The organism is Providencia sp. PROV209, from assembly GCF_028479485.1.
Lineage (GTDB): Bacteria > Pseudomonadota > Gammaproteobacteria > Enterobacterales > Enterobacteriaceae > Providencia > Providencia alcalifaciens.
In genome coordinates this window covers 13,041-32,377 of record NZ_JAMPNR010000011.1, presented here as the reverse complement: position 1 = coordinate 32,377, position 19,337 = coordinate 13,041, and the positions used below count along the sequence as shown (strand labels likewise).

Here is a 19,337-nt window from a genome sequence, read left to right as displayed (position 1 = left end):
GCTGTGCTCTAATATTAGCTACAATACACAAAAACCACGTAATTTTATTGATTTATCACAAATACAACTTAGGCTAGTTAGCCAAATGACCAACTAGCCTATTTTCTAGAAGCCAGGTTCGACTTCTCGCATATCCGGTAGTTTATGCGCAATACCCTTATGGCAATCAATACAGGTTTTTCCGTCTTTTAAAGCTTGGTCATGCATTTTTGCTGCCACGCTTTTTTGAGCGGTGAAGTCCATATAATCGAAGTTATGGCAATTACGACATTCTTGGGAATTATTATCCTTCATCCGTCGCCATTCGTTCTGTGCCATCTCTAAACGGTGAGCCTCAAATTTTTGAGGCGTATCAATCACGCCAAAAATCTTACCGTATAACTCTTTACTGGCTTTGATTTTTCTTACCATTTTAGGCACAAACTCGTGCGGTACGTGGCAATCAGGACATGTTGCTCTCACACCACTACGGTTCGTATAGTGGATGGTATCCATATACTCTTCATAGACGTTCTCACGCATTTCATGGCAGCTAATACAGAACTCTTCTGTGTTGGCTTTTTCCATTCCGGTGTTAAAACCGCCCCAGAAAATAACCCCACCGACGAAACCGATAATCAACAACGTTCCCAATGCTAAGCGGCTTGGGCGCCACCACCATTGCCAAATCCGGCGGATGAATCCCGGTTTATCACTTTTATTTGTCATGTCTGCCCCTTATTTCCCAAAGCCTTTAGATGGGGTAAAGGTATTATCGATAATCGGCGCAGTATCAGATTGAGGAACATGACACTGTAAGCAGAAATAACGATTCGGAGCCACTTCGCCTAACACTTTACCAGATGCATCCATAAAGTGAGTTGGGCTAATACGTGGTGCACCTGTAGTGCGATAGTTTTCAACACCGTGGCATTGTAAACAACGGTTAGTGTTAGTGGTAATTTGATACCCTTCAACACTATGAGGGATCATAGGTGGCTGGTTAACGTAGTTCAGCGCCATCTTTTCCTGCTCTTTAGGAATATGAATGCCGCTTTCTGGTGTACCTGATACTTCTGGTGATTGAGACAGATCGACTCCATTAGCCGACCAAGCAAAACTGCTCACGACAACGGCCATGCCTGCTATCCAACGGCTTAAAGTTCTTTTCAGGACAGGGTTTTTCATGATTTAGCTCCCGAACTCCATTTTAGTGTTATTTTAAAAACGTCCTCAGAACAAACATCAATACAGCGACCACAAGTCGTGCAGTCTTTCGCTGTGATCTGCGCTGGGGCTTGTTTATCAAGAACCGGAACGCGCAAAACTTGCGGTTCAGGGCAAACGTGGAAACAGTCCATGCAGCGATTACACTGCTCTTTTTTGTGGGCGGTCACCACTAAAGCCCCTTTACAGCCAGCCACACCATACAGCGCGCCTAGCGGGCATAAATGACCACACCAACCGTGTTCCACGACCAATAAATCAAATAGAAACAGTGCAATTAAAACTAAAGTGCCACTGCCAAAACCAAAAATCAGGCTGCGACCCATCAAAGAAACGGGGTTAATCCATTCCCATAGTAACGTTCCAGTTAATGCTGAACCCAGTAAAATAACACCCAGCAAAACATAGCGAATGTAACGAGGAATAGTAGCGGATTGGTTGAATTCGAATTTCCGGCGTAACCATGCCGCTGCATCCGTCACCGGATTAACAGGACATACCCAACTACAGAAAACACGTTTTCCTAACAGGGCATACACCCCGAAAACAATCCCAGCACCGATTAATGCAGAAATTCCCGGTAAGTAACCACTTGCTAAGCTTTCAAGAGTAATTAGCGGATCCGTTAGCGGGATCGTGTCGAGCAATAAACTGCTACTGTAATTACCATGCAAGATCCACACGCCAAACCATGGACCACTTAAAAACATGGCTAATACTAACAGTTGGCTTGTGCGTCTTAGCACCAACCATTTATGGCTTCCCCACCACCCTTTTTTCGCCAGAGCCTCACGTCCGGCATCGTGCTTACGATTTGCCATTGCTTCCCTCCAGCCAACCAAAACGGTAATGGTGACCTAATTCCCCTTTTGCTAGCGATCGCGGTAATACCTTGATTGCCGACTCTTCGAGCACACACGCTTGCTCACACTTACCACATCCAGTGCAGTAATTACTGTTCACAGTAGGTAAGAAACGTGCATGTTTACCCGTTCGATGGTTTTGCTCAAGTTCCAGTGTGATAGCTTCGTCAATGACAGGGCAAACTCGATAACACACATCACATCGTAACCCTTGAAAATTTAAGCAGTTTTCTTGATCGAGTAATACTGCCAACCCCATGCGTGCATCATTAATAGATGCAATATCCTTATCCAAGGCACCACTTGGGCACACTTTGGCACAAGGAATGTCTTCACACATTTCACAAGGATTTTCACGAGCAACAAAATACGGTGTTCCAGCTGCCATGCCTGACGCCAATGTCGCGAGTTTCAACATGTCATAAGGACAAGCCTGCACACATTGACCACAGCGCACACAAGCACTTGCAAAGGCACTTTCATCTAAAGCTCCCGGCGGGCGAAGATGGACTCCACTCGCTCGGGAGGTTTGTTGCTGCAGCCCCAGTACCACACCAACAGCCGCCAGTCCACCCGCTGCGCGAGCAACATCACGCAAAAAACGGCGGCGACTATTCTGGGAACCCGGTTTCTGGGACATACGCAATTACACCTTTTCCAGTTTAACGGCACATTTCTTATAATCCGTCTCTTTCGATAACGGATCCGTTGCATCCAAAGTGAGGTTATTCACTAACTGAGATGCATCGAAGAATGCCATATAAATCAAACCTTTTGGTGGACGGTTACGACCACGGGTTTCCACCGTTGAAAGCACTTCACCACGGCGAGAAAGCACTTTGACTTTATCCCCACGACGCAAGTCTTTCGCTTTTGCATCCAATGGATTCATAAACACCACGGACTCAGGGAAAGCACGGTGCAACTCAGGGACACGGCGAGTCAGACTTCCGGTATGCCAATGCTCAAGAACACGCCCAGTCGATAACCATAAATCGTACTCTTCATCTGGCGCTTCTGCCGCTGGCTCAAATGGCAGCGCAAAGATCACCGCTTTACCATCTGGTTTACCGTAGAATTGGAAACCTTGTCCGGCTTTAACGTAAGGGTCATTACCTTCGCTATAACGCCACTGAGTTTCTTTACCGTCCACAACTGGCCAACGAATACCGCGTGCTTTGTGGTATGCATCAAAGTCAGCTAAGTCATGACCATGACCACGACCAAAGCTCGCATATTCTTCAAACAGCCCTTTTTGCAGGTAGAAACCTAATTCACGAGACTCATCATTCAGTTGGTCTGCTGCCAATTCCGTAATTGGGAATTTAGCCACTGACTCGTTAGCAAACAGAATGTCGTACAGGGTTTTACCGCGGTATTCTGGTTTCTTCGCCAATAACTCTTCCGGCCAGACATCTTCTGCTTTAAAACGGCGAGAGAACAATACCATCTGCATTAAGTCAGATTTAGCCTCACCCGGTGCAGGAACTTGTTGACGCCAGAATTGAGTACGGCGTTCTGCGTTACCGTAAGCGCCTTCTTTTTCTACCCACATTGCTGTTGGTAAAATTAAGTCTGCAGACAGTGCGCTGACTGTTGGGTATGGGTCAGAGACCACAATAAAGTTACGAGGGTCACGCCAACCAGGCATGCGCTCTTCATTAATATTTGGACCCGCCTGCATATTGTTGTTACACATCACCCAATAGAAATTGAGTTTGCCATCTTTTAAGGCACGGTCTTGAGCAACCGCATGTAATCCCACTTTTTCAGGAATAGTTCCCGCTGGTAATTTCCAAACGTTTTCGACTTTTTCACGGTGTTTTTCGTTAGTGACCACCATGTCAGCAGGCAGACGGTGAGAGAACGTTCCCACTTCACGCGCAGTACCGCAAGCTGATGGTTGACCGGTTAAGGAGAACGGTCCACAGCCTGGTTGAGAAATTTTACCTGTCAGCAGGTGCAGGTTATACGCTAAGTTATTCGCCCAAACACCACGAGTATGCTGGTTGAAGCCCATCGTCCAGTAAGAAACCACTTTCACGTTTGGATCTGCGTACAGTTTCGCTAACGCTTCTAACTGGTCTTTTGGTACACCGGTCATTTCTGCCGTTTTATCGAGAGTATATTCCGCAACAAACGCTTTATACTCTTCAAACGTCATTGGATCAGACGCATCCGAACCAGGGTTTTTGGCTTGTTTCTCTAATGGGTGCGTTGGACGTAAGCCATAACCAATGTCAGTCACGCCACGGCGTAAGTTAACGTGTTTATCAAGGAAGTCCTGATTCACCGCATTATTTTGAATAATGTAGTTCGCGATGTAGTTGAGGATCACTAAGTCAGATTGTGGCGTAAAGACGATACCGTTATCTGCGAGCTCAAAACTACGGTGTTTAAATGTAGATAACACCGCAACGCGTACATCTGGGTTGGATAAACGACGGTTGGTAATGCGTGACCATAAAATTGGGTGCATTTCCGCCATGTTCGAACCCCACAGCACAAAAGCATCGGCATGTTCGATATCATCGTAACAGCCCATTGGTTCATCCATACCAAAAGTACGCATAAAGCCAACAACCGCAGATGCCATACAGTGACGCGCATTCGGGTCTAAGTTATTTGAACGGAAGCCACCTTTGAACAGTTTGGAAGCGGCGTAACCTTCCCATACAGTCCATTGCCCTGAACCAAACATCCCGATAGCTTCAGGACCTTTCTCTTTCAGGGTCGTTTTAACCTTCTCCTCCATCACATCGAAGGCTTTTTCCCATGTAATTGGCGTAAATTCACCGTTTTTATCGTACTCACCGTCTTTCATACGCAGAAGCGGTTGAGTTAAACGGTCTTTTCCGTACATGATTTTTGGTAAGAAGTAACCTTTAATACAGTTCAAACCACGGTTAACTGGCGCTTCAGGATCACCTTGGCTCGCCACAATACGACCGTTTTGTGTTCCAACTAAGACCCCACAGCCTGTACCGCAGAAGCGACAAGGTGCTTTGTCCCATTTGATGCTTTCTTGCTGACCAACCACTGCTTTCGCAATACTTGGTACGCCAACACCTGCCGCCGCAGCAGCGGCCGCTATCGCATTGGCTTTCATAAAGCTACGACGACTAAGTTTCATACTTTTTCCTCACATTGCTCATCCTGCTGGTGATAAACCAGTGAAACATCCAATACACCATCGATATCACGGATAAAATCGATAGTATCTAAAAGCGTTTTGCTGTCTTCCCCTTCTACAACCACAATTAACTTGCCATTTTCAGGCGAGGAAATAGCCACTTCGCAGTTGGGTTCTTGGTGTAATTCATCTGTCACAGCTGGAATGCGTTCACTTTTGACTTGAACAATCAAACTGCAAACTTGCCAGTTATTGTGCATCTTCATGCTCCATGGTAATGGCTGATACAGGACATCCCGCGACACAAGCGCCACAACCTGTACAGCCCTGCATATCTATTTTTGGCTGGTAAATACCGGTCAGTGATGGACGAAAGGCAATCACTTGAGGCTCACAGCTGTCTTCACAGCGACGACATTCAATGGATTTGTACGCCAGACAGTGCTGCCCAATGGAAATCTTGATGCTCCAAGGCTGGGTATCTTGAGGAAGGAATATGGGTTCAGGACAGGCTTCTGCACATGCATAACAAAACGTGCATTCGCCACGCTGAAAATCGACCATGGGATAGCCACCAGGACCTGGTTGCAAAATCGCGGTTTCACAACTCTCGATACACTGGTTACAGCGAGTACACAGTTCAATAAAACGTGCCTCACTACCACTCCATGGTGGTCGAATTACGGGTGCGGCATTACGCCAAGCCCCCGTTAAAACTCCCCGACGGGTGATATCAACCATGTTTGTTTCCTTTACATTGCCCAACCAAAAACTGCTAAAAGAATCTGATAAACCGTACTTTTTATATGATTATTATCGTAAATATTAATTAGCTAACTATCAAAAATACATACTACCTAGTAGGTAATCTAATTTTCTGCATTATTATAGAAAAAGCAGTCATTCTTTGAGGTTTTACATCATCCGTGAAATGCAAATATCAAGAAATAAGGATTCAGGGCTGTTTTATAATTATTCATTAACATTTCATAAATATGATTTGCTAAATTAAACCTTATTTTTAATAGTCGATTTTATAATTAATGAAAATTAATACCACTAAAGTGGTATATGATGAGCACTTTTGCAAAAAACTATATTTACTTTTTTTGATTTTACGCACGTTTTAATTCAAAAATTGACCAGACTATTTACGAATTATATTGAATTTAGATTAATTTATTATAGATTTCAGTCAGATAAAAAACAACCTCAGGCAAATGACAATCATTCCCATTTAAAATGGTAAATTTACATAATTCTTTTAAAAAACCAAATTAGATATTTTTTTATTTATTAAATTCCCGCCATTTTAATTATTTCTCTTCGATTAAAAAGTAAACTCATTTTAATTATTGATCAAAGACAATATTTTTTGTGTGGTTTTTTGCTAATTATATAAGTTGGCGATTGTCTGATAGCAACAGTGCGATTGCTATCAATTATAAAAATAAATACAGCTAATGGGATGGCTGGCTTAAAAACACTCGAGGCCCTTATGGCAAAGATAAGAAATAATGCACTGTACCTACTTAGTGTGCTTGCAGGAATATTTCTGTTTACCTCTGTACAGGCACAAACTGAAACTAAAGATTCCGTAACAACCATTAACGCTCGAAACGAAACTTTCGAGGCAGCTCACCCAGATCAGTACCATTCATGGCGAGCCACCTCTGAGCAGTCACAACGGGAAGATGCGCTGGCTGAAGATCCCCGCTTAGTCATTCTATGGGCTGGGTATCCTTTCTCTCGTGACTATAATAAACCGCGTGGTCACGCTTATGCCATCATCGACGTGCGCGAAACACTTCGTACTGGCGCCCCGAAAAATGCGGAAGATGGTCCCCTTCCTATGGCATGTTGGAGCTGTAAAAGCCCTGACGTCGCAAGGCTCATTCAAGAACATGGCGAAGATGGCTATTTTAAAGGGAAATGGGCGAAAGGTGGCCCTGAAGTTGTTAACGTACTCGGTTGTGCAGATTGCCATAAGACAGACTCACCAGAGTTTGCAAAAGGCAAACCAGAACTCACACTTTCCCGTCCGTACGCTGAGCGCGCAATGGAAGCCATTGGAAAACCATTCGACAAAGCAAGTCGCTTCGACCAACAATCCATGGTATGCGGTCAATGCCACGTAGAATACTACTTCTCAGGTGAAACCAAAGCGGTGAAATTCCCTTGGGATAACGGAACCAAAGTCGAAGACATGGAGGTGTACTACGATAATATTGCCTTCTCTGACTGGACAAACTCCCTTTCTAAAGCCCCAATGCTCAAAGCACAACACCCTGAATATGAAACTTGGAGCGCGGGTATTCACGGCAAGAACAATGTCACTTGTATTGACTGTCACATGCCGAAATTACAAAACGAAAAAGGTGAACTGTACACCAGCCATAAAATTGGCAATCCATTCGATAACTTTGATCAAACCTGTAGTAGCTGCCATACACAAAGCAAGGAACAACTCCAAAGTATCGTTGCTGAGCGTAAAAAAGCGATTCAGGAGATGAAAATCAAAGTGGAAGATCAGTTAGTACGCGCTCACTTTGAAGCGAAAGCCGCTTGGGATGCCGGTGCAACAGATGCAGAAATGAAAGATATCCTAGCTGATATCCGTCATGCGCAGTGGCGCTGGGATTTGGCTATTGCATCTCATGGTATTCACATGCATGCCCCTGATGAAGGGTTACGTATGTTAGGTGGGGCGATGGACAAAGCCGCAGATGCTCGAACTAAGCTCGCGCGCTTACTGGGTTCAAAAGGCATTACTCATGAAATTGCGATCCCTGATATCTCCACTAAAGAGAAAGCGCAACAAGCCATTGGCTTGGATATGCAAAAAATTAACGCCGACAAACAAGAGTTTTTAAAGACTGTGGTGCCTGAATGGGATGCACAGGCTCGTAAAAACGACCTGTTAGCCAAATAACCACCCCCCCCAGTTCGCTGGGGTGCGACAACCAATGGAGTGAATATGGGCGTACTACGTTCGTTATTAACTGCTGGGGTGCTGGCGTCAGGCTTGTTATGGGCAATATCAGCGTCTGCAACACCACAAATGGCTGAAGAAGCCAGCAAGGATGGTCGCTGGCAGGTCACGCAACAGCGTAACCCAGATAATGCCTGCCTAGATTGCCATAAACCTGATAAAGAAGGCATGCATGGCACACATGCCGAGGTCATCAACCCGAATAATAATTTGCCGGTTACCTGTACCAATTGCCATGGCAAACCAGGTCCTAATCACCGTGAAGGCGTCAAGGATGTCATGCGGTTTAATGAGCCAATGTACAGCGTGGAACAGCAAAATAGCGTTTGTTTATCTTGCCACCTACCGGAACAGCTGCAAAAAGCGTTTTGGCCACATGATGTTCACGTTACCAAAGTCGCCTGTGCTAGCTGCCATGACTTGCACCCAAAACAAGACATGATGAAAGAGTTAAACGATAAAGGTAAGGTCAAAATCTGTGTAGATTGCCATTCAGATCAGCGAGATAACCCGAACTTTAATCCCGCTGCGGTCAATGTCCTTAAGGAGCAGCCATGAGTTGTTCTCGTCGTCAATTCATAATCTATTCAGGCGCACTGGCGGCGGTAGGCGGTGTGGCGGGGCATTCCCTCGCCAATACCATGAAGGTTGACGGGGTGCGTTATGGCATGATCCACGATGAAACACTGTGTATCGGCTGTACTGCTTGCATGGATGCATGTCGGGAAGTCAACCAAGTTCCAGAAGGCGTATCACGATTGACGATTATTCGCAGTGAACCAATCGGTCAATTTCCCGATATCAAATATCGTTTCTTCCGCCACTCTTGCCAGCACTGTGAACACGCCCCTTGTGTCGATGTTTGCCCAACCGGTGCCTCATTTATCGATAAAACAACGGGGATCGTGGATGTTAACCCTGACCTCTGTGTCGGCTGCCAATACTGTATCGCAGCCTGCCCTTATCGCGTCAGATTTATTCACCCTATTAGCAAAACCGCCGACAAGTGTGATTTTTGCCGTAAAACCAATCTCAAAAATGGAAAACAGCCCGCTTGTGTGGAAGCGTGCCCAACCAAAGCACTGGTATTCGGCAATTTAGATGACCCAAACAGCGCGGTTTCGTTAATGCTCAATGAAAAACCGACTTATCGATTCAAAATTGCGCTAGGGACTAAACCGAAAATGTACCGTGTTCCCTTTAAATACGGGGAGGTAAGCCAATGACAACCGCTTCCGCTTTCCATTTTGAATCCTTAGTTTGGGACTGGCCAATCGCCGTTTACCTCTTTCTGATTGGTATCTCTGCGGGCCTCGTCGTGCTGGCGGTTTTGATGCGCCAATATGTGCCTAACTCAGCCACCAGCACGAGCACAATCATGCGTACTACGCTGGTTTTAGCACCAACAACCATTATTCTTGGTTTATTGATCCTCATTTTTCACCTAACCCGTCCATGGACGTTCTGGAAATTGATGTTTCATTACAGCCCAACCTCCGTAATGTCTATGGGGGTCATGCTATTCCAAGTGTACATGGCGGTACTCGTCGTTTGGCTCGCTAAAATTTATGAGCAAGAGTTAATCGGATTACAACAAAAATGGCTACCTAAACTGACCATTTTGCCTCGGGTCTTAGGTTGGTTAAGCCGAGTCATGCGTGGGTTAGATATCGCTATGCTGGTTTTGGCGGTTTTATTGGGTGCTTATACCGGGTTCTTGCTATCTGCACTCAAATCCTATCCGTTCTTAAACAACCCGATACTACCGGCACTCTTCTTATTTTCGGGAATTTCGTCGGGGCTTGCCGTCAGCTTATTGGCTATCGCCCTGTGCTACCGTCAAAATATCCATAACCCAGAAACGGCCTTTTTGCATCGCGTAGAAAGTTTTGTAGTATGGTTAGAAATATTTTTACTAGCGGCATTCTTCGTCGGGCTGGCATTAGGCGATGACGGTAAACTACGCTCATTAGTCGCCGCGTTAGGTGGCGGTTTTTGGACGTGGTGGTTCTGGCTGGGTGTTGTGGGAATTGGCTTTATAATTCCTCTAGCCTTAAAGAAATGGCAACAAAAAGGCAGCCAAGCCTTTCGGGTTTTCGTGGTCAGTGGCGCTAGCTTAATTGGCGTATTTTTCCTGCGTTTCTTTGTGCTATACGCAGGGCAATTGACCGTCGCATAACCAAGCTAAATAAAGGTGATACTTGGAACTTTTCCTCCCCGAAATCGGGTTTATCAGTTTGCTACTGGCGCTGTGTATCACCAGTTATCACACCCTGCTGGGGTTTATTGGCGTTTTCCAGCACGTCCCGAGGCAAATATCTCAGGGCGTGCTGTGGATCTCTTTGCAGTTCGCCTGTTTGCTCGTCGCATTTTTATGTTTAACTGCCAGCTTTGTTCTCAGTGATTTTTCTGTTGTTTATGTAGCACAGCATAGCCATAGTTTATCGCCACTGATGATCAAAATTGCTGCCGTCTGGGGTGGGCACGAAGGCTCATTATTGCTTTGGGTGCTATTTTTCTCAGGTTGGAGTACCTTATTTGCATGGCGCTACCGCCGCCAAAACAGTGCATTTTTTCCTTTAACCCTCTGCCTTTTAGCCGCCATATGCACCGCTTTATTGCTGTTTGTCGTGTTCTATTCCAATCCATTTGAACGCTTATTTCCTCCTGCGATCGAAGGACGCGACCTCAACCCCATGTTGCAACATTGGGGACTAATTTTACATCCTCCCCTACTTTATCTTGGTTACAGCGGATTCATGTTGGTTGCCGCGTTAGTATTAGCCGCATTAATCGCCCCCCCAATGAAACAACCTGATGACGCAAGTCAGACCATTGCTCAACTGTGCTGGCGCTTTGCTGTTCCTAGTTGGTGTATACTCACTAGCGGTATCATCCTTGGTTCATGGTGGGCATACAGTGAATTAGGCTGGGGAGGATGGTGGTTTTGGGATCCTGTCGAGAATGCCTCTTTACTCCCTTGGCTTTCTGCCACGGCACTCTTGCATAGTTTATCGCTCACTCGACGGACGGGACGCTATCGCCACTGGAGTATGCTACTGGCGATAATGACCTTGATTTTGGCACTGCTTGGTACGCTCATTGTCCGTTCAGGGATCTTAATCTCCGTTCACGCCTTTGCCCTCGATAATGTGCGTGCCGCTCCGCTGTTTTTGCTCTTTAGTTTCTTAAGCCTTGGGGCGCTTTTTATTTATGGCTGGAAAGCCAAATTTCCCCCTCGTGACACCCAACGTAAAATATCGCGAGAAATCTATTTATTACTCACGCTCATCGTGTTTACTGCCGTTTTAGGCATTGTGCTCACTGGCACACTGTATCCAATGATTTATGGGCTACTGGGACTGGGTAAAATTTCAGTGGGTGCGCCTTATTTTAATCAGGCTTTACTGCCTTTTGGCTTAATCATGCTCGTGCTTATCGTGATATCGACATTCGGATATCGCCATATCACACACCAAGGCCACCATACATTACGTCAACGCTCCCTTCTTATTTTGAATCAAAAACTCCCCGCAATTGTCTCGCACACTGGCGTTATTCTGTTCGCTATTGGTCTCGCCCTTTCAGCCACACAAAAAACAGAAACCAGCCAAAATATTGCCGTTGGGCAATCTATCTTTGTCGGTGGTTATCAGTTTCAATTTAAAGAATTACAATTGTCTGCCGAATCTAACTACACCACGGAAAAAGCCATTATCCATGTCAGCCAAAATTCAAAAAGTGGCTTTGATATTATAACGGAACGCCGGCTGTATATGGCTCGCCAGCAACTGATGATTGAGCCTGGGATTAGCTGGGGCTGGTTACGTTCTTGGTATGTGGTTCTGGGGGAAAAAACCGGTGATGACCGCTATGCCATGCGCTTTTATGTACAAGAAGGAATTCAGTGGATTTGGGGTGGTGGATTTATCATGTGTATTGGGGTACTGATAGGCTGGTTTAGGGAGCGTAAACATGCTTAAAATCATAGTCACGTTGCTCCTTTTGCTCAGTTCAATGAGCGTGCATGCACAAATTGTAGATACATGGGCATTTAACTCCAGCGAAGAACAGGAAAAATCCTTACACATAGCCTCACAATTACGCTGCCCACAATGTCAAAATCAAAACTTATTAGAATCTAATGCGCCAACCGCCGTCAGTATGCGTCATCAAGTATTTAAAATGGTTGCAGAAGGAAAAAACGAATCACAAATAAAACACTATATGACTGAACGCTATGGTGACTTTGTTTTATATAACCCACCGTTAAAATCCAGCACGCTTTTATTATGGTTACTGCCTTTATTCGCTGGCTTAGTTATTATTTTTATTCTGTGGAAAGCAGTAAAAAATAACAAAAAGACAAATAATACTGTTCCTACATTTATAACAGGATACAATCAGACTCACTCTGATACACAGTTATTAACAGACATAAATAATAAAAAATTATCTCAATATCCCTGTTGGAATAGGATGAGTAATGTCGGTCTTGTCATGTTAATCTTCTTTATGATAGCGGGATATTTTTTATTTCCACGATTCAATTCAACACTTGATCTGTATCAACGACAAAATGACCCTATTCAGCAATTTACGCCTCTAAAACAAGAGAGTCAGGCGCTAATACGCTTACAAGACGATATCCGCCAATCTCCTGAAAACAGTGAACTTTGGGCCGTTTTAGGTGAGTATTACCTCTACCAAAATAGCTATGATAATGCTTTAACCGCTTATGGCTATGCACTCAAATATCGGGGAGAAAATGCGCAACTCTATGCAGCAATGGCAACCGTGATGTATTACCAAGCGGGGCAAGTGGTTACAAATGACACACAAAAAATGATAGACAAAGCATTAAGTCTAGATAAAAATGAAGTGACCGCATTGATGTTATTAGCCTCAGATGCTTTTATCAATGCCAACTACACAACGGCGATTAGTATCTGGCAAAACTTACTTGATAGTAATAATCCTAGACTCAATCGTGCTCAAATTATTGAAGCCATTCACATGGCTAAATTAATGGAAAAAAGTGGAAAGTAATGAATAAAAAATAAAGCTTACTGAGCTTTATTATCTTTCTACATCCTTGATTGATAAAAAATAATAATAAGTTTAAATATTATAATTTAGAAAAAATATCATGACGAATAAGATGCTTGCTATCTCAGTGATTATTCTTATTGCAGGAGGATCGTTTCTTGCAGGAGTAATGACTAACTATACACCTGATTTAGATGTAATTAAGAAGTCAGAGAAGGCTGTCGAAGACCTTTTAAACTTCCCTAAAACAGTCGAATTTAAAGATGTTAAATACCATATAATAAGGGAAACATTAGATCACGGTACGCTTGGCTATGTTTGTGGTCAAGTTCTCGTTTTTGATGCAAAAAACAGCTATACCTATAAACGTTTTATGGTAAAAACCTACCTGAATAAAGACGGCAGAAATATAGTTTCTATTCCGCTATTAGACAGAGACGAAATGGAGTTTCCGCTCAAAGAATTTAATTATTTATGGCGTAAAAATTGCCAAAGTCGATAATTATACTTAATTGAATATTATCTATTACTGATGAAATTAATTATTCTTATCATTATCCTGTTTGTAGCAACATGAAAGTTTTCCTTTCATATTCGCCTCTTGGATAGGTGGACATTTTACCGTGCCATAAGAACAGAAAACACAGCAGTCTCCCTCTAATGGCTTCAATAATACGCCACAGTGAGTACATTCATAAAACCATTGGCAAGCATCCGTTGGCATTTCTTCTACTTTAGAAAATCCGCATTTTGGGCACGTAATTTCGGACATTAATTCAATATTCACTTGGCTCATGTTACATCCTAAAAGAATATCCGTTTCTACTGTTCAAATATTTTATCTCATCTCATTAACCTTATTTTTGCGCTAAGTTAGCTTTGCAGTCGCTTCTATCGCCAAAAATAAAATGCGGTTCCAATAGCATTTCCTGCAAGGTTGATATAAAGTTTTCCACTTTTTTTAAAGCACCCTAAATTTTGGAGGCGAGATGTTTATTGGCTTTGACTACGGAACGTCCAACTGTTCCGTCGCAATCATGAAAGATGGCACCCCACAATTGCTCCCCCTTGAAGGTAGCCACTTTTATATTCCATCGACCCTGTGCGCACCGACAAGAGAATCGGTTTCAGAGCATTTATTTCGCCATTTGAATATCACCCCTTCAGATTCTGTAGGGCAGCAGATCCTACGACGCTCTATCGCGTTTAACCAAGATGAAGGCATTGAATTAGAACCCGAAGATATTGTCTTTGGGCAAGCTGCATTGGACCTATACCTTAGCGATCCCCGCGATGTTTACTATGTTAAATCGCCAAAATCTTTTTTAGGGGCATCGGGTTTACACGAAACACAGGTCAGCTTCTTTGAAGATTTAGTGTGTGCCATGATGGCAAATATTAAACACACTGCTGAAGCCTCAACTCAACAAACAATAACTGACACCGTGATTGGTCGCCCGATCAACTTCCATGGTCGTGGTGGCGAGCTTGCCAACCAGCAAGCAGAAACTATCTTATTAAAAGCCGCCAAACGTGCTGGATTTAAAAATATTGCATTTCAATTTGAGCCTGTTGCTGCGGGTTTGGAATATGAAGCGACTCTCACTCAAGACCAAACCATACTCGTTGTGGATATTGGTGGGGGAACTACCGACTGCTCACTGATCCAGATGGGACCGAGTTATCAGGGTAGCCAAGACCGAACCCAATCGTTGTTGGCGCACAGCGGTCAGCGGGTTGGCGGAAACGATCTGGATATTTTCATTGCCTTAAAACAGCTAATGCAGCTATTTGGTATGGAAAGCCAGTATCAGTCAGGGATCAAAATGCCACTGTTGCAATTTTGGAACCCGATTGCGATTAACAATGTTGAAGCACAAAAAGAGTTTTATTCCCGAGCGAACCTCAATGCTTTAATTCGCTTGCAGCAAGAGGCTCAAGAACCCGCACTACTCGCACGCTTACTTGAGGTTTATCATCAAACGTTAGGTTACAGCATTGTACGTAAAGCAGAAGAAGCCAAGATTGCTTTATCCGATGAACCGAATTACTTAGCCAGAATTGCACTGTCGAAAGAGCTGCTCGAAGTGAATATTGGGCGTGACCAACTCATTGATGCGATTGAATCACCAAAAGCCAAAATGATTGAATTAGTGAAAGAAGCGGTCACACAAGGCGGTGTACAGCCCGATGCCATTTTTGTCACAGGGGGGAGTGCTCGTTCACCTATCTTACATCAGGCAATTCAAGAACAACTCCCAAATATTCCAATTGTGCGTGGAGATGACTTTGGTTCCGTAACTGCGGGTCTAGCTCGCTGGGCACAAACCTGTTTTAAATAAGTTTATTCGCCAATGCCGCCTTCGCGGCATTGGATTCTTCGTTACTCTTCGAGCAATCGCCCTTCTTTTAAGTAACAAATTTTATTCGCCATCAGCTGAGCTTCATCTTCGCTATGAGTCACCAGTAATGCCGTTTGCCCTGCCGCACGTAAAATATCTCGGACTTCTTGTCCTAAACGTTTCCGGCTATCAGGGTCAAGGCTAGAAAGCGGTTCATCCAGTAACAATACCGCCGGCTGTGGGGCTAATGCTCTCGCTAACGCGATACGCTGTTGTTGCCCGCCAGACATTTCATGCGGGTAGCGCTCAGCGAGTGTACTCAGTTCCACCAGATTTAAAAGCTGCTGGACCCGAGCTTGCTGCTGATCTTTAGGTTGTTTTCTTAAGCCAAACGCCACATTCTGCGCCGCCGTTAAATGTGGAAACAATGCGTAATCTTGAAAGACCATCCCGACATTGCGCTGTTCAGGGGGTAAGTGAATATGTGGACCCGCAACACATCGTCCGCCCACATGGATAGTCCCTTTTTCAACGGGTTCAAACCCAGCAATAGCACGCAACGCCGTGGTTTTACCACACCCTGAAGCCCCTAATAAACAACCGATCTCACCCGCTGCAATATGCAAAGAGAAACCATTAAGTACATGGTTACGTTGATGTTTATTGCCGTAAGAGACATACACATTATCAAGAACTAAGGTTGAATCTGACACCGAATACGTTCCTTAACATAATGATTTTTATTAAGAAGACTGCTTTGACTGAGACGATGTGAGTTGGCTACGCGCCAATAAAATCACAGGTAATGTTCCCGCCAATACGATCAATAATGCTGCAATTGCCCCTTCCTCATAAGTGCCACGAGCCGCTTCCGCATACAATGAAGTTGCCAATGTTTCAAAATTCACAGGGCGTAAAAGTAATGTGGTCGGCAGCTCTTTCATTGCATCCGCAAATACCAATAGCGCACTGGTAACAAGCGCCGGACGTAATAGCGGAAGGTGCACACGAAAGAATGTTCGCAGCTCGCTTTCCCCTAGCAGCCGTGAGGCTTGTTCCATACTTGGCGGAATTCGGGTTAAACCCGCATCAATCGCACCAATGGAAATTGCCATAAATCGAATTGAGCAGCAGATAACCAATAAAATTCCCGTAGATAACAGCGGTAATCCTCGAAAATCCAATAGTTCCGCAAGAAAATTATCTAGCGCCATACCCGGAGTTAATAAGCCAATCGCCAACACGGTCCCGGGCACCGCATAGCCCAGCGAAGCAACTTTCATTAAGGTTCGACGCCATTCTTGAGACGAACCAGAAATCGCGCTCGCTCTGGCATACCACGCCACAACAATACTCACCAACGTCACAACAACGGTGACACCCACCGCCAGCAATAATGAATTTTGTAATGACTGCAACAGGCTGCTTGAAATTGTCATGCTGTCACTGATGCGTTTAATACTTTCCCATCCCAAGAAAAGAGCTGGCGCTAAAAAGCCTAATACGACGGGTAGCGCGGTGACGCACGTGGCTAATATGGCTCGCCATCCCGTCAATCGTGATGGCAAGATCCCACGCATTTGCCGTCCAGTACTGTAACGCTGATTTTTTCGACCGTAATATTCTAATGCTAACAACAAGATAATCACGGTTAACATCGAGCAGGCGATTTGCGCCGCAGCGGGTAGATCTGAGCGAGTCACCCACGTGGTGTACACCGTCACGGTGAGCGTATTCACACCCAAAAATTCCGATGCACCGATGTCATTAAGCGTTTCAAGCAAAGCAAGACTCGTTCCCACTACTAACGCGGGGCGCGCCATGGGCAATGCCACGCGAAAAAAGGTCCCTGTAGAACTGAGCCCAAGCGTTCGCGCCGCTTCCAATAAATGGGCGGGCTGGCTCATAAACATCGCCCGCATGGTCAGGTAAACATACGGATAAAGCACCAAACCCAGCAGCAAAATGGCGCCCGTCATCGAACGGAGATCAGGCAGGCGGAATTGGCGTGGAGAGTCATAGCCTAATACGCTACGGATAAACTCTTGAATAGGTCCAATAGGGTGTAGCAGGTCTAGCCATGCAAACGCCACAATATAGGTTGGCATTGCAAGAGGTAACAACAGAGCCCAGCTAAACAACTTACGACCGGGAAAATCAAATGCCGTCACCAGCCATGCACAACCGGCACCAATGGTCATGACCATCGCGCCGACACCCAGCAACAAAACTACCGTATTCAAAGTTGCATCGGGTAACACATAACGCATCAAGTGTTCCCAATGATCTAACCCTGAGCTTGCTGCAAGACCCAATAAAAACAATAAAGGGGTCAGAACGCCAAGCGTAATGACCACCACAGAAAGTGTTAATGGCGAAAAACCAACGCGCGACAACCTGAAGGTGCCGCGCGCAGAGGTTGAGCCAGTATTATTGATCGAATCCAACTTTATCTACCAACTGGCTCGCTTGTTTACGGTATTTCACAATTTCGGTCAGTGGGAGAGTATCCACATTGATTTCACCGATCGCGTTATTGATGGTGGCATCTAATGGAACCCCTTTACGAATTGGGTATTCATAGTTTGCTTGGGCATACAGCTGTTGAGCTGGAACAGAAACCAGGTATTCCATCAGTTTAACGGCTTGCTCTTTATGTGGAGCATTACGCGCGACTGCTGCACCAGTGATGTTGACGTGTGTTCCACCATTGGTAAAGGTAGGCTGAACCACTTTGATAGCATCTCCCCATTTACGTGCGTCAGTGCCCTCTTTGGCATTTTTCATGTGACCCACATAATAAGAGTTAGCTAAACCGACATCACAGATACCGCCAAGAATATCACGCGCAACATCGCGGTCACCGCCTGTCGCTTTGCGTGCTAAGTTAGCTTTCACACCGCGTAACCAAGCTTCCGTTTTTGCTTCGCCATCGTGGGCAATCATTGCAGCCACTAACGCCGTATTATAAGGATGCTGACCTGCGCGGATACAAATTTTGTCTTTCCATTTTGGATCGGCTAAATCTTCATAGGTGATGCTCTTTAGCGGTAAATCTTTCTCTGCATACAGCACACGAGCACGCATCGATAAGCCAAACCATTGGTTATCTTTGTCACGTAATGAGGCAGGAATTGCATCAGTCAATGTTTTTGATTCAACAGGCTGAGTCACACCTGCTTCAACTAAATCGATAAGGTTCCCAGCGTCCACCGTCATTAATAAGTCAGCTGGCGAATTTTTACCTTCCGCTTTAACGCGCTCTAACATACCGTCTTTGACATAGACAGTGTTGACGTCAATAGCTGTTTCTTTGGTAAAGGCATCCAAAAGTGGCTGGATCAAACCCGGCTCACGCGTGGTGTATAACGTTAGGGAATCTTTTGCCATGGCAGGCAGTGCGCAGGTAACAATAAGCGATGAGGCCAGCGTAACTAAACGAGTTTTATTACGCAAAAAATACAGTTTTTTCAACATTTTGCTATCTTCTCCGAGGTGAAGTGATGCTTGAATTAGTTTATTGAGTATTTTTAACTGGTCGAAAAAAAGTATATTGATAATAAATCTCGTTTGCAAACTATTTTCATCCATTAATAATTATCGTTAATAACTATTGAAATTTATTTATATTTTATTGTTTAAGATTCATTTTTAATGAATCGTTTTCCTGCGGGCATAAAAAAAGCATCTTAACGATGCCTAATCAACAAATATAATAATGAAAAGGCTCACGATATTCCATCATGAGCCTT

19 protein-coding genes are annotated in these 19,337 nt (G+C 44.5%); 8 read left to right on the top strand and 11 right to left on the bottom strand.

All coding sequences use genetic code 11. The features are described from left to right. Positions 1–105: 105 nt before the first annotated feature. The 7 genes from napC to napF are packed head-to-tail and all read right to left on the bottom strand — an operon-like array spanning position 106 to position 5,943. Positions 106–708, bottom strand: coding sequence for a cytochrome c-type protein NapC (gene napC, locus PR795_RS07815; protein ID WP_006660700.1), 603 nt, complete (start codon positions 706–708; stop codon positions 106–108). 9 nt (positions 709–717) lie between these two features. Continuing rightward, on the bottom strand, positions 718–1,167 hold the full coding sequence (napB, locus tag PR795_RS07810; RefSeq protein ID WP_006661117.1) for a nitrate reductase cytochrome c-type subunit: 450 nt from the start codon (positions 1,165–1,167) through the stop codon (positions 718–720). Beyond that, positions 1,164–2,027 carry a quinol dehydrogenase ferredoxin subunit NapH gene (napH, locus tag PR795_RS07805; RefSeq protein ID WP_181480135.1) on the bottom strand — a complete coding sequence of 288 codons (864 nt, stop codon included), beginning with the start codon at positions 2,025–2,027 and terminating at the stop codon, positions 1,164–1,166. Before napH ends, napB begins: the two co-directional genes overlap by 4 nt. Continuing rightward, a complete protein-coding gene (napG, locus tag PR795_RS07800) occupies positions 2,014–2,709 on the bottom strand; it encodes a ferredoxin-type protein NapG (RefSeq protein WP_006661116.1) in 696 nt (231 codons plus the stop codon). Before napG ends, napH begins: the two co-directional genes overlap by 14 nt. A gap of 6 nt (positions 2,710–2,715) precedes the next feature. Further along, positions 2,716–5,202 (bottom strand): nitrate reductase catalytic subunit NapA, encoded by a 2,487-nt coding sequence (gene napA / locus PR795_RS07795; protein WP_272516791.1) that lies wholly within the window; start codon positions 5,200–5,202, stop codon positions 2,716–2,718. Next, a complete protein-coding gene (gene napD, locus PR795_RS07790; RefSeq protein ID WP_036952105.1) occupies positions 5,199–5,462 on the bottom strand; it encodes a chaperone NapD in 264 nt (87 codons plus the stop codon). The genes napA and napD overlap by 4 nt, the downstream gene beginning before the upstream one ends. Continuing rightward, the gene (gene napF, locus PR795_RS07785) at positions 5,452–5,943 is read right to left on the bottom strand and encodes a ferredoxin-type protein NapF (RefSeq protein WP_181480136.1); all 492 of its coding nucleotides are present in this window, start codon (positions 5,941–5,943) and stop codon (positions 5,452–5,454) included. Before napF ends, napD begins: the two co-directional genes overlap by 11 nt. Before the next feature lie 757 nt (positions 5,944–6,700). Between napF and nrfA the strand changes: the two genes are divergently transcribed. The 7 genes from nrfA (at position 6,701) to PR795_RS07750 (ending at position 13,745) form a co-directional block, all read left to right on the top strand. Next, positions 6,701–8,134 (top strand): ammonia-forming nitrite reductase cytochrome c552 subunit, encoded by a 1,434-nt coding sequence (gene nrfA, locus PR795_RS07780; protein WP_006661113.1) that lies wholly within the window; start codon positions 6,701–6,703, stop codon positions 8,132–8,134. A gap of 45 nt (positions 8,135–8,179) precedes the next feature. Beyond that, complete coding sequence (gene nrfB / locus PR795_RS07775) at positions 8,180–8,752, top strand: cytochrome c nitrite reductase pentaheme subunit (RefSeq protein ID WP_006660692.1); 573 nt, start codon at positions 8,180–8,182, stop codon at positions 8,750–8,752. Beyond that, positions 8,749–9,420, top strand: coding sequence for a cytochrome c nitrite reductase Fe-S protein (gene nrfC / locus PR795_RS07770; protein ID WP_006660691.1), 672 nt, complete (start codon positions 8,749–8,751; stop codon positions 9,418–9,420). Before nrfB ends, nrfC begins: the two co-directional genes overlap by 4 nt. After that, positions 9,417–10,373, top strand: a complete 957-nt coding sequence (nrfD, locus tag PR795_RS07765) for a cytochrome c nitrite reductase subunit NrfD (RefSeq protein WP_181480137.1) — start codon at positions 9,417–9,419, stop codon at positions 10,371–10,373. The genes nrfC and nrfD overlap by 4 nt, the downstream gene beginning before the upstream one ends. 22 nt (positions 10,374–10,395) lie before the next feature. Further along, positions 10,396–12,177 (top strand): heme lyase CcmF/NrfE family subunit, encoded by a 1,782-nt coding sequence (locus PR795_RS07760; protein ID WP_181480138.1) that lies wholly within the window; start codon positions 10,396–10,398, stop codon positions 12,175–12,177. Beyond that, complete coding sequence (gene nrfF / locus PR795_RS07755; protein ID WP_181480139.1) at positions 12,170–13,243, top strand: heme lyase NrfEFG subunit NrfF; 1,074 nt, start codon at positions 12,170–12,172, stop codon at positions 13,241–13,243. Before PR795_RS07760 ends, nrfF begins: the two co-directional genes overlap by 8 nt. A gap of 100 nt (positions 13,244–13,343) precedes the next feature. Next, positions 13,344–13,745, top strand: a complete 402-nt coding sequence (locus tag PR795_RS07750; protein ID WP_006661109.1) for a hypothetical protein — start codon at positions 13,344–13,346, stop codon at positions 13,743–13,745. A gap of 36 nt (positions 13,746–13,781) precedes the next feature. On the opposite strand, the gene PR795_RS07745 is transcribed toward PR795_RS07750, so the two are convergent. Next, positions 13,782–14,039, bottom strand: a complete 258-nt coding sequence (locus PR795_RS07745; protein ID WP_181480140.1) for a GDCCVxC domain-containing (seleno)protein — start codon at positions 14,037–14,039, stop codon at positions 13,782–13,784. A 193-nt stretch (positions 14,040–14,232) separates the two neighbouring features. On the opposite strand from PR795_RS07745, the gene yegD reads away from it, so the two are divergent. Continuing rightward, on the top strand, positions 14,233–15,585 hold the full coding sequence (yegD, locus tag PR795_RS07740) for a molecular chaperone (protein WP_272516790.1): 1,353 nt from the start codon (positions 14,233–14,235) through the stop codon (positions 15,583–15,585). A gap of 41 nt (positions 15,586–15,626) precedes the next feature. On the opposite strand, the gene PR795_RS07735 is transcribed toward yegD, so the two are convergent. Genes PR795_RS07735 through PR795_RS07725 form a run of 3 tightly spaced genes read right to left on the bottom strand, consistent with a single transcriptional unit; the run spans position 15,627 to position 19,062 of the window. After that, on the bottom strand, positions 15,627–16,298 hold the full coding sequence (locus PR795_RS07735; protein WP_006660684.1) for an ABC transporter ATP-binding protein: 672 nt from the start codon (positions 16,296–16,298) through the stop codon (positions 15,627–15,629). Positions 16,299–16,328: 30 nt separating this feature from the next. Next, entirely contained in the window at positions 16,329–18,032 is a 1,704-nt protein-coding gene (locus tag PR795_RS07730; protein ID WP_036961708.1) for an ABC transporter permease, read from the bottom strand. Beyond that, on the bottom strand, positions 18,016–19,062 hold the full coding sequence (locus PR795_RS07725; RefSeq protein ID WP_036961787.1) for a Fe(3+) ABC transporter substrate-binding protein: 1,047 nt from the start codon (positions 19,060–19,062) through the stop codon (positions 18,016–18,018). The genes PR795_RS07730 and PR795_RS07725 overlap by 17 nt, the downstream gene beginning before the upstream one ends. Between the last annotated feature and the right edge of the window lie 275 nt (positions 19,063–19,337).

Excerpts from the sequence above, each read along its gene's own strand:
- nrfA (WP_006661113.1), top strand. The coding sequence starts at position 6,701 with ATGGCAAAGATAAGAAATAATGCACTGTACCTACTTAGTGTGCTTGCA.
- nrfF (WP_181480139.1), top strand. The coding sequence starts at position 12,170 with ATGCTTAAAATCATAGTCACGTTGCTCCTTTTGCTCAGTTCAATGAGC.
- nrfD (WP_181480137.1), top strand. The coding sequence starts at position 9,417 with ATGACAACCGCTTCCGCTTTCCATTTTGAATCCTTAGTTTGGGACTGG.
- nrfC (WP_006660691.1), top strand. The coding sequence starts at position 8,749 with ATGAGTTGTTCTCGTCGTCAATTCATAATCTATTCAGGCGCACTGGCG.
- napC (WP_006660700.1), bottom strand. The coding sequence starts at position 708 with ATGACAAATAAAAGTGATAAACCGGGATTCATCCGCCGGATTTGGCAA.
- napB (WP_006661117.1), bottom strand. The coding sequence starts at position 1,167 with ATGAAAAACCCTGTCCTGAAAAGAACTTTAAGCCGTTGGATAGCAGGC.
- PR795_RS07745 (WP_181480140.1), bottom strand. The coding sequence starts at position 14,039 with ATGAGCCAAGTGAATATTGAATTAATGTCCGAAATTACGTGCCCAAAA.
- PR795_RS07725 (WP_036961787.1), bottom strand. The coding sequence starts at position 19,062 with ATGTTGAAAAAACTGTATTTTTTGCGTAATAAAACTCGTTTAGTTACG.
- nrfB (WP_006660692.1), top strand. The coding sequence starts at position 8,180 with ATGGGCGTACTACGTTCGTTATTAACTGCTGGGGTGCTGGCGTCAGGC.
- napF (WP_181480136.1), bottom strand. The coding sequence starts at position 5,943 with ATGGTTGATATCACCCGTCGGGGAGTTTTAACGGGGGCTTGGCGTAAT.
- napH (WP_181480135.1), bottom strand. The coding sequence starts at position 2,027 with ATGGCAAATCGTAAGCACGATGCCGGACGTGAGGCTCTGGCGAAAAAA.
- napA (WP_272516791.1), bottom strand. The coding sequence starts at position 5,202 with ATGAAACTTAGTCGTCGTAGCTTTATGAAAGCCAATGCGATAGCGGCC.
- napG (WP_006661116.1), bottom strand. The coding sequence starts at position 2,709 with ATGTCCCAGAAACCGGGTTCCCAGAATAGTCGCCGCCGTTTTTTGCGT.
- yegD (WP_272516790.1), top strand. The coding sequence starts at position 14,233 with ATGTTTATTGGCTTTGACTACGGAACGTCCAACTGTTCCGTCGCAATC.
- napD (WP_036952105.1), bottom strand. The coding sequence starts at position 5,462 with ATGCACAATAACTGGCAAGTTTGCAGTTTGATTGTTCAAGTCAAAAGT.
- PR795_RS07750 (WP_006661109.1), top strand. The coding sequence starts at position 13,344 with ATGACGAATAAGATGCTTGCTATCTCAGTGATTATTCTTATTGCAGGA.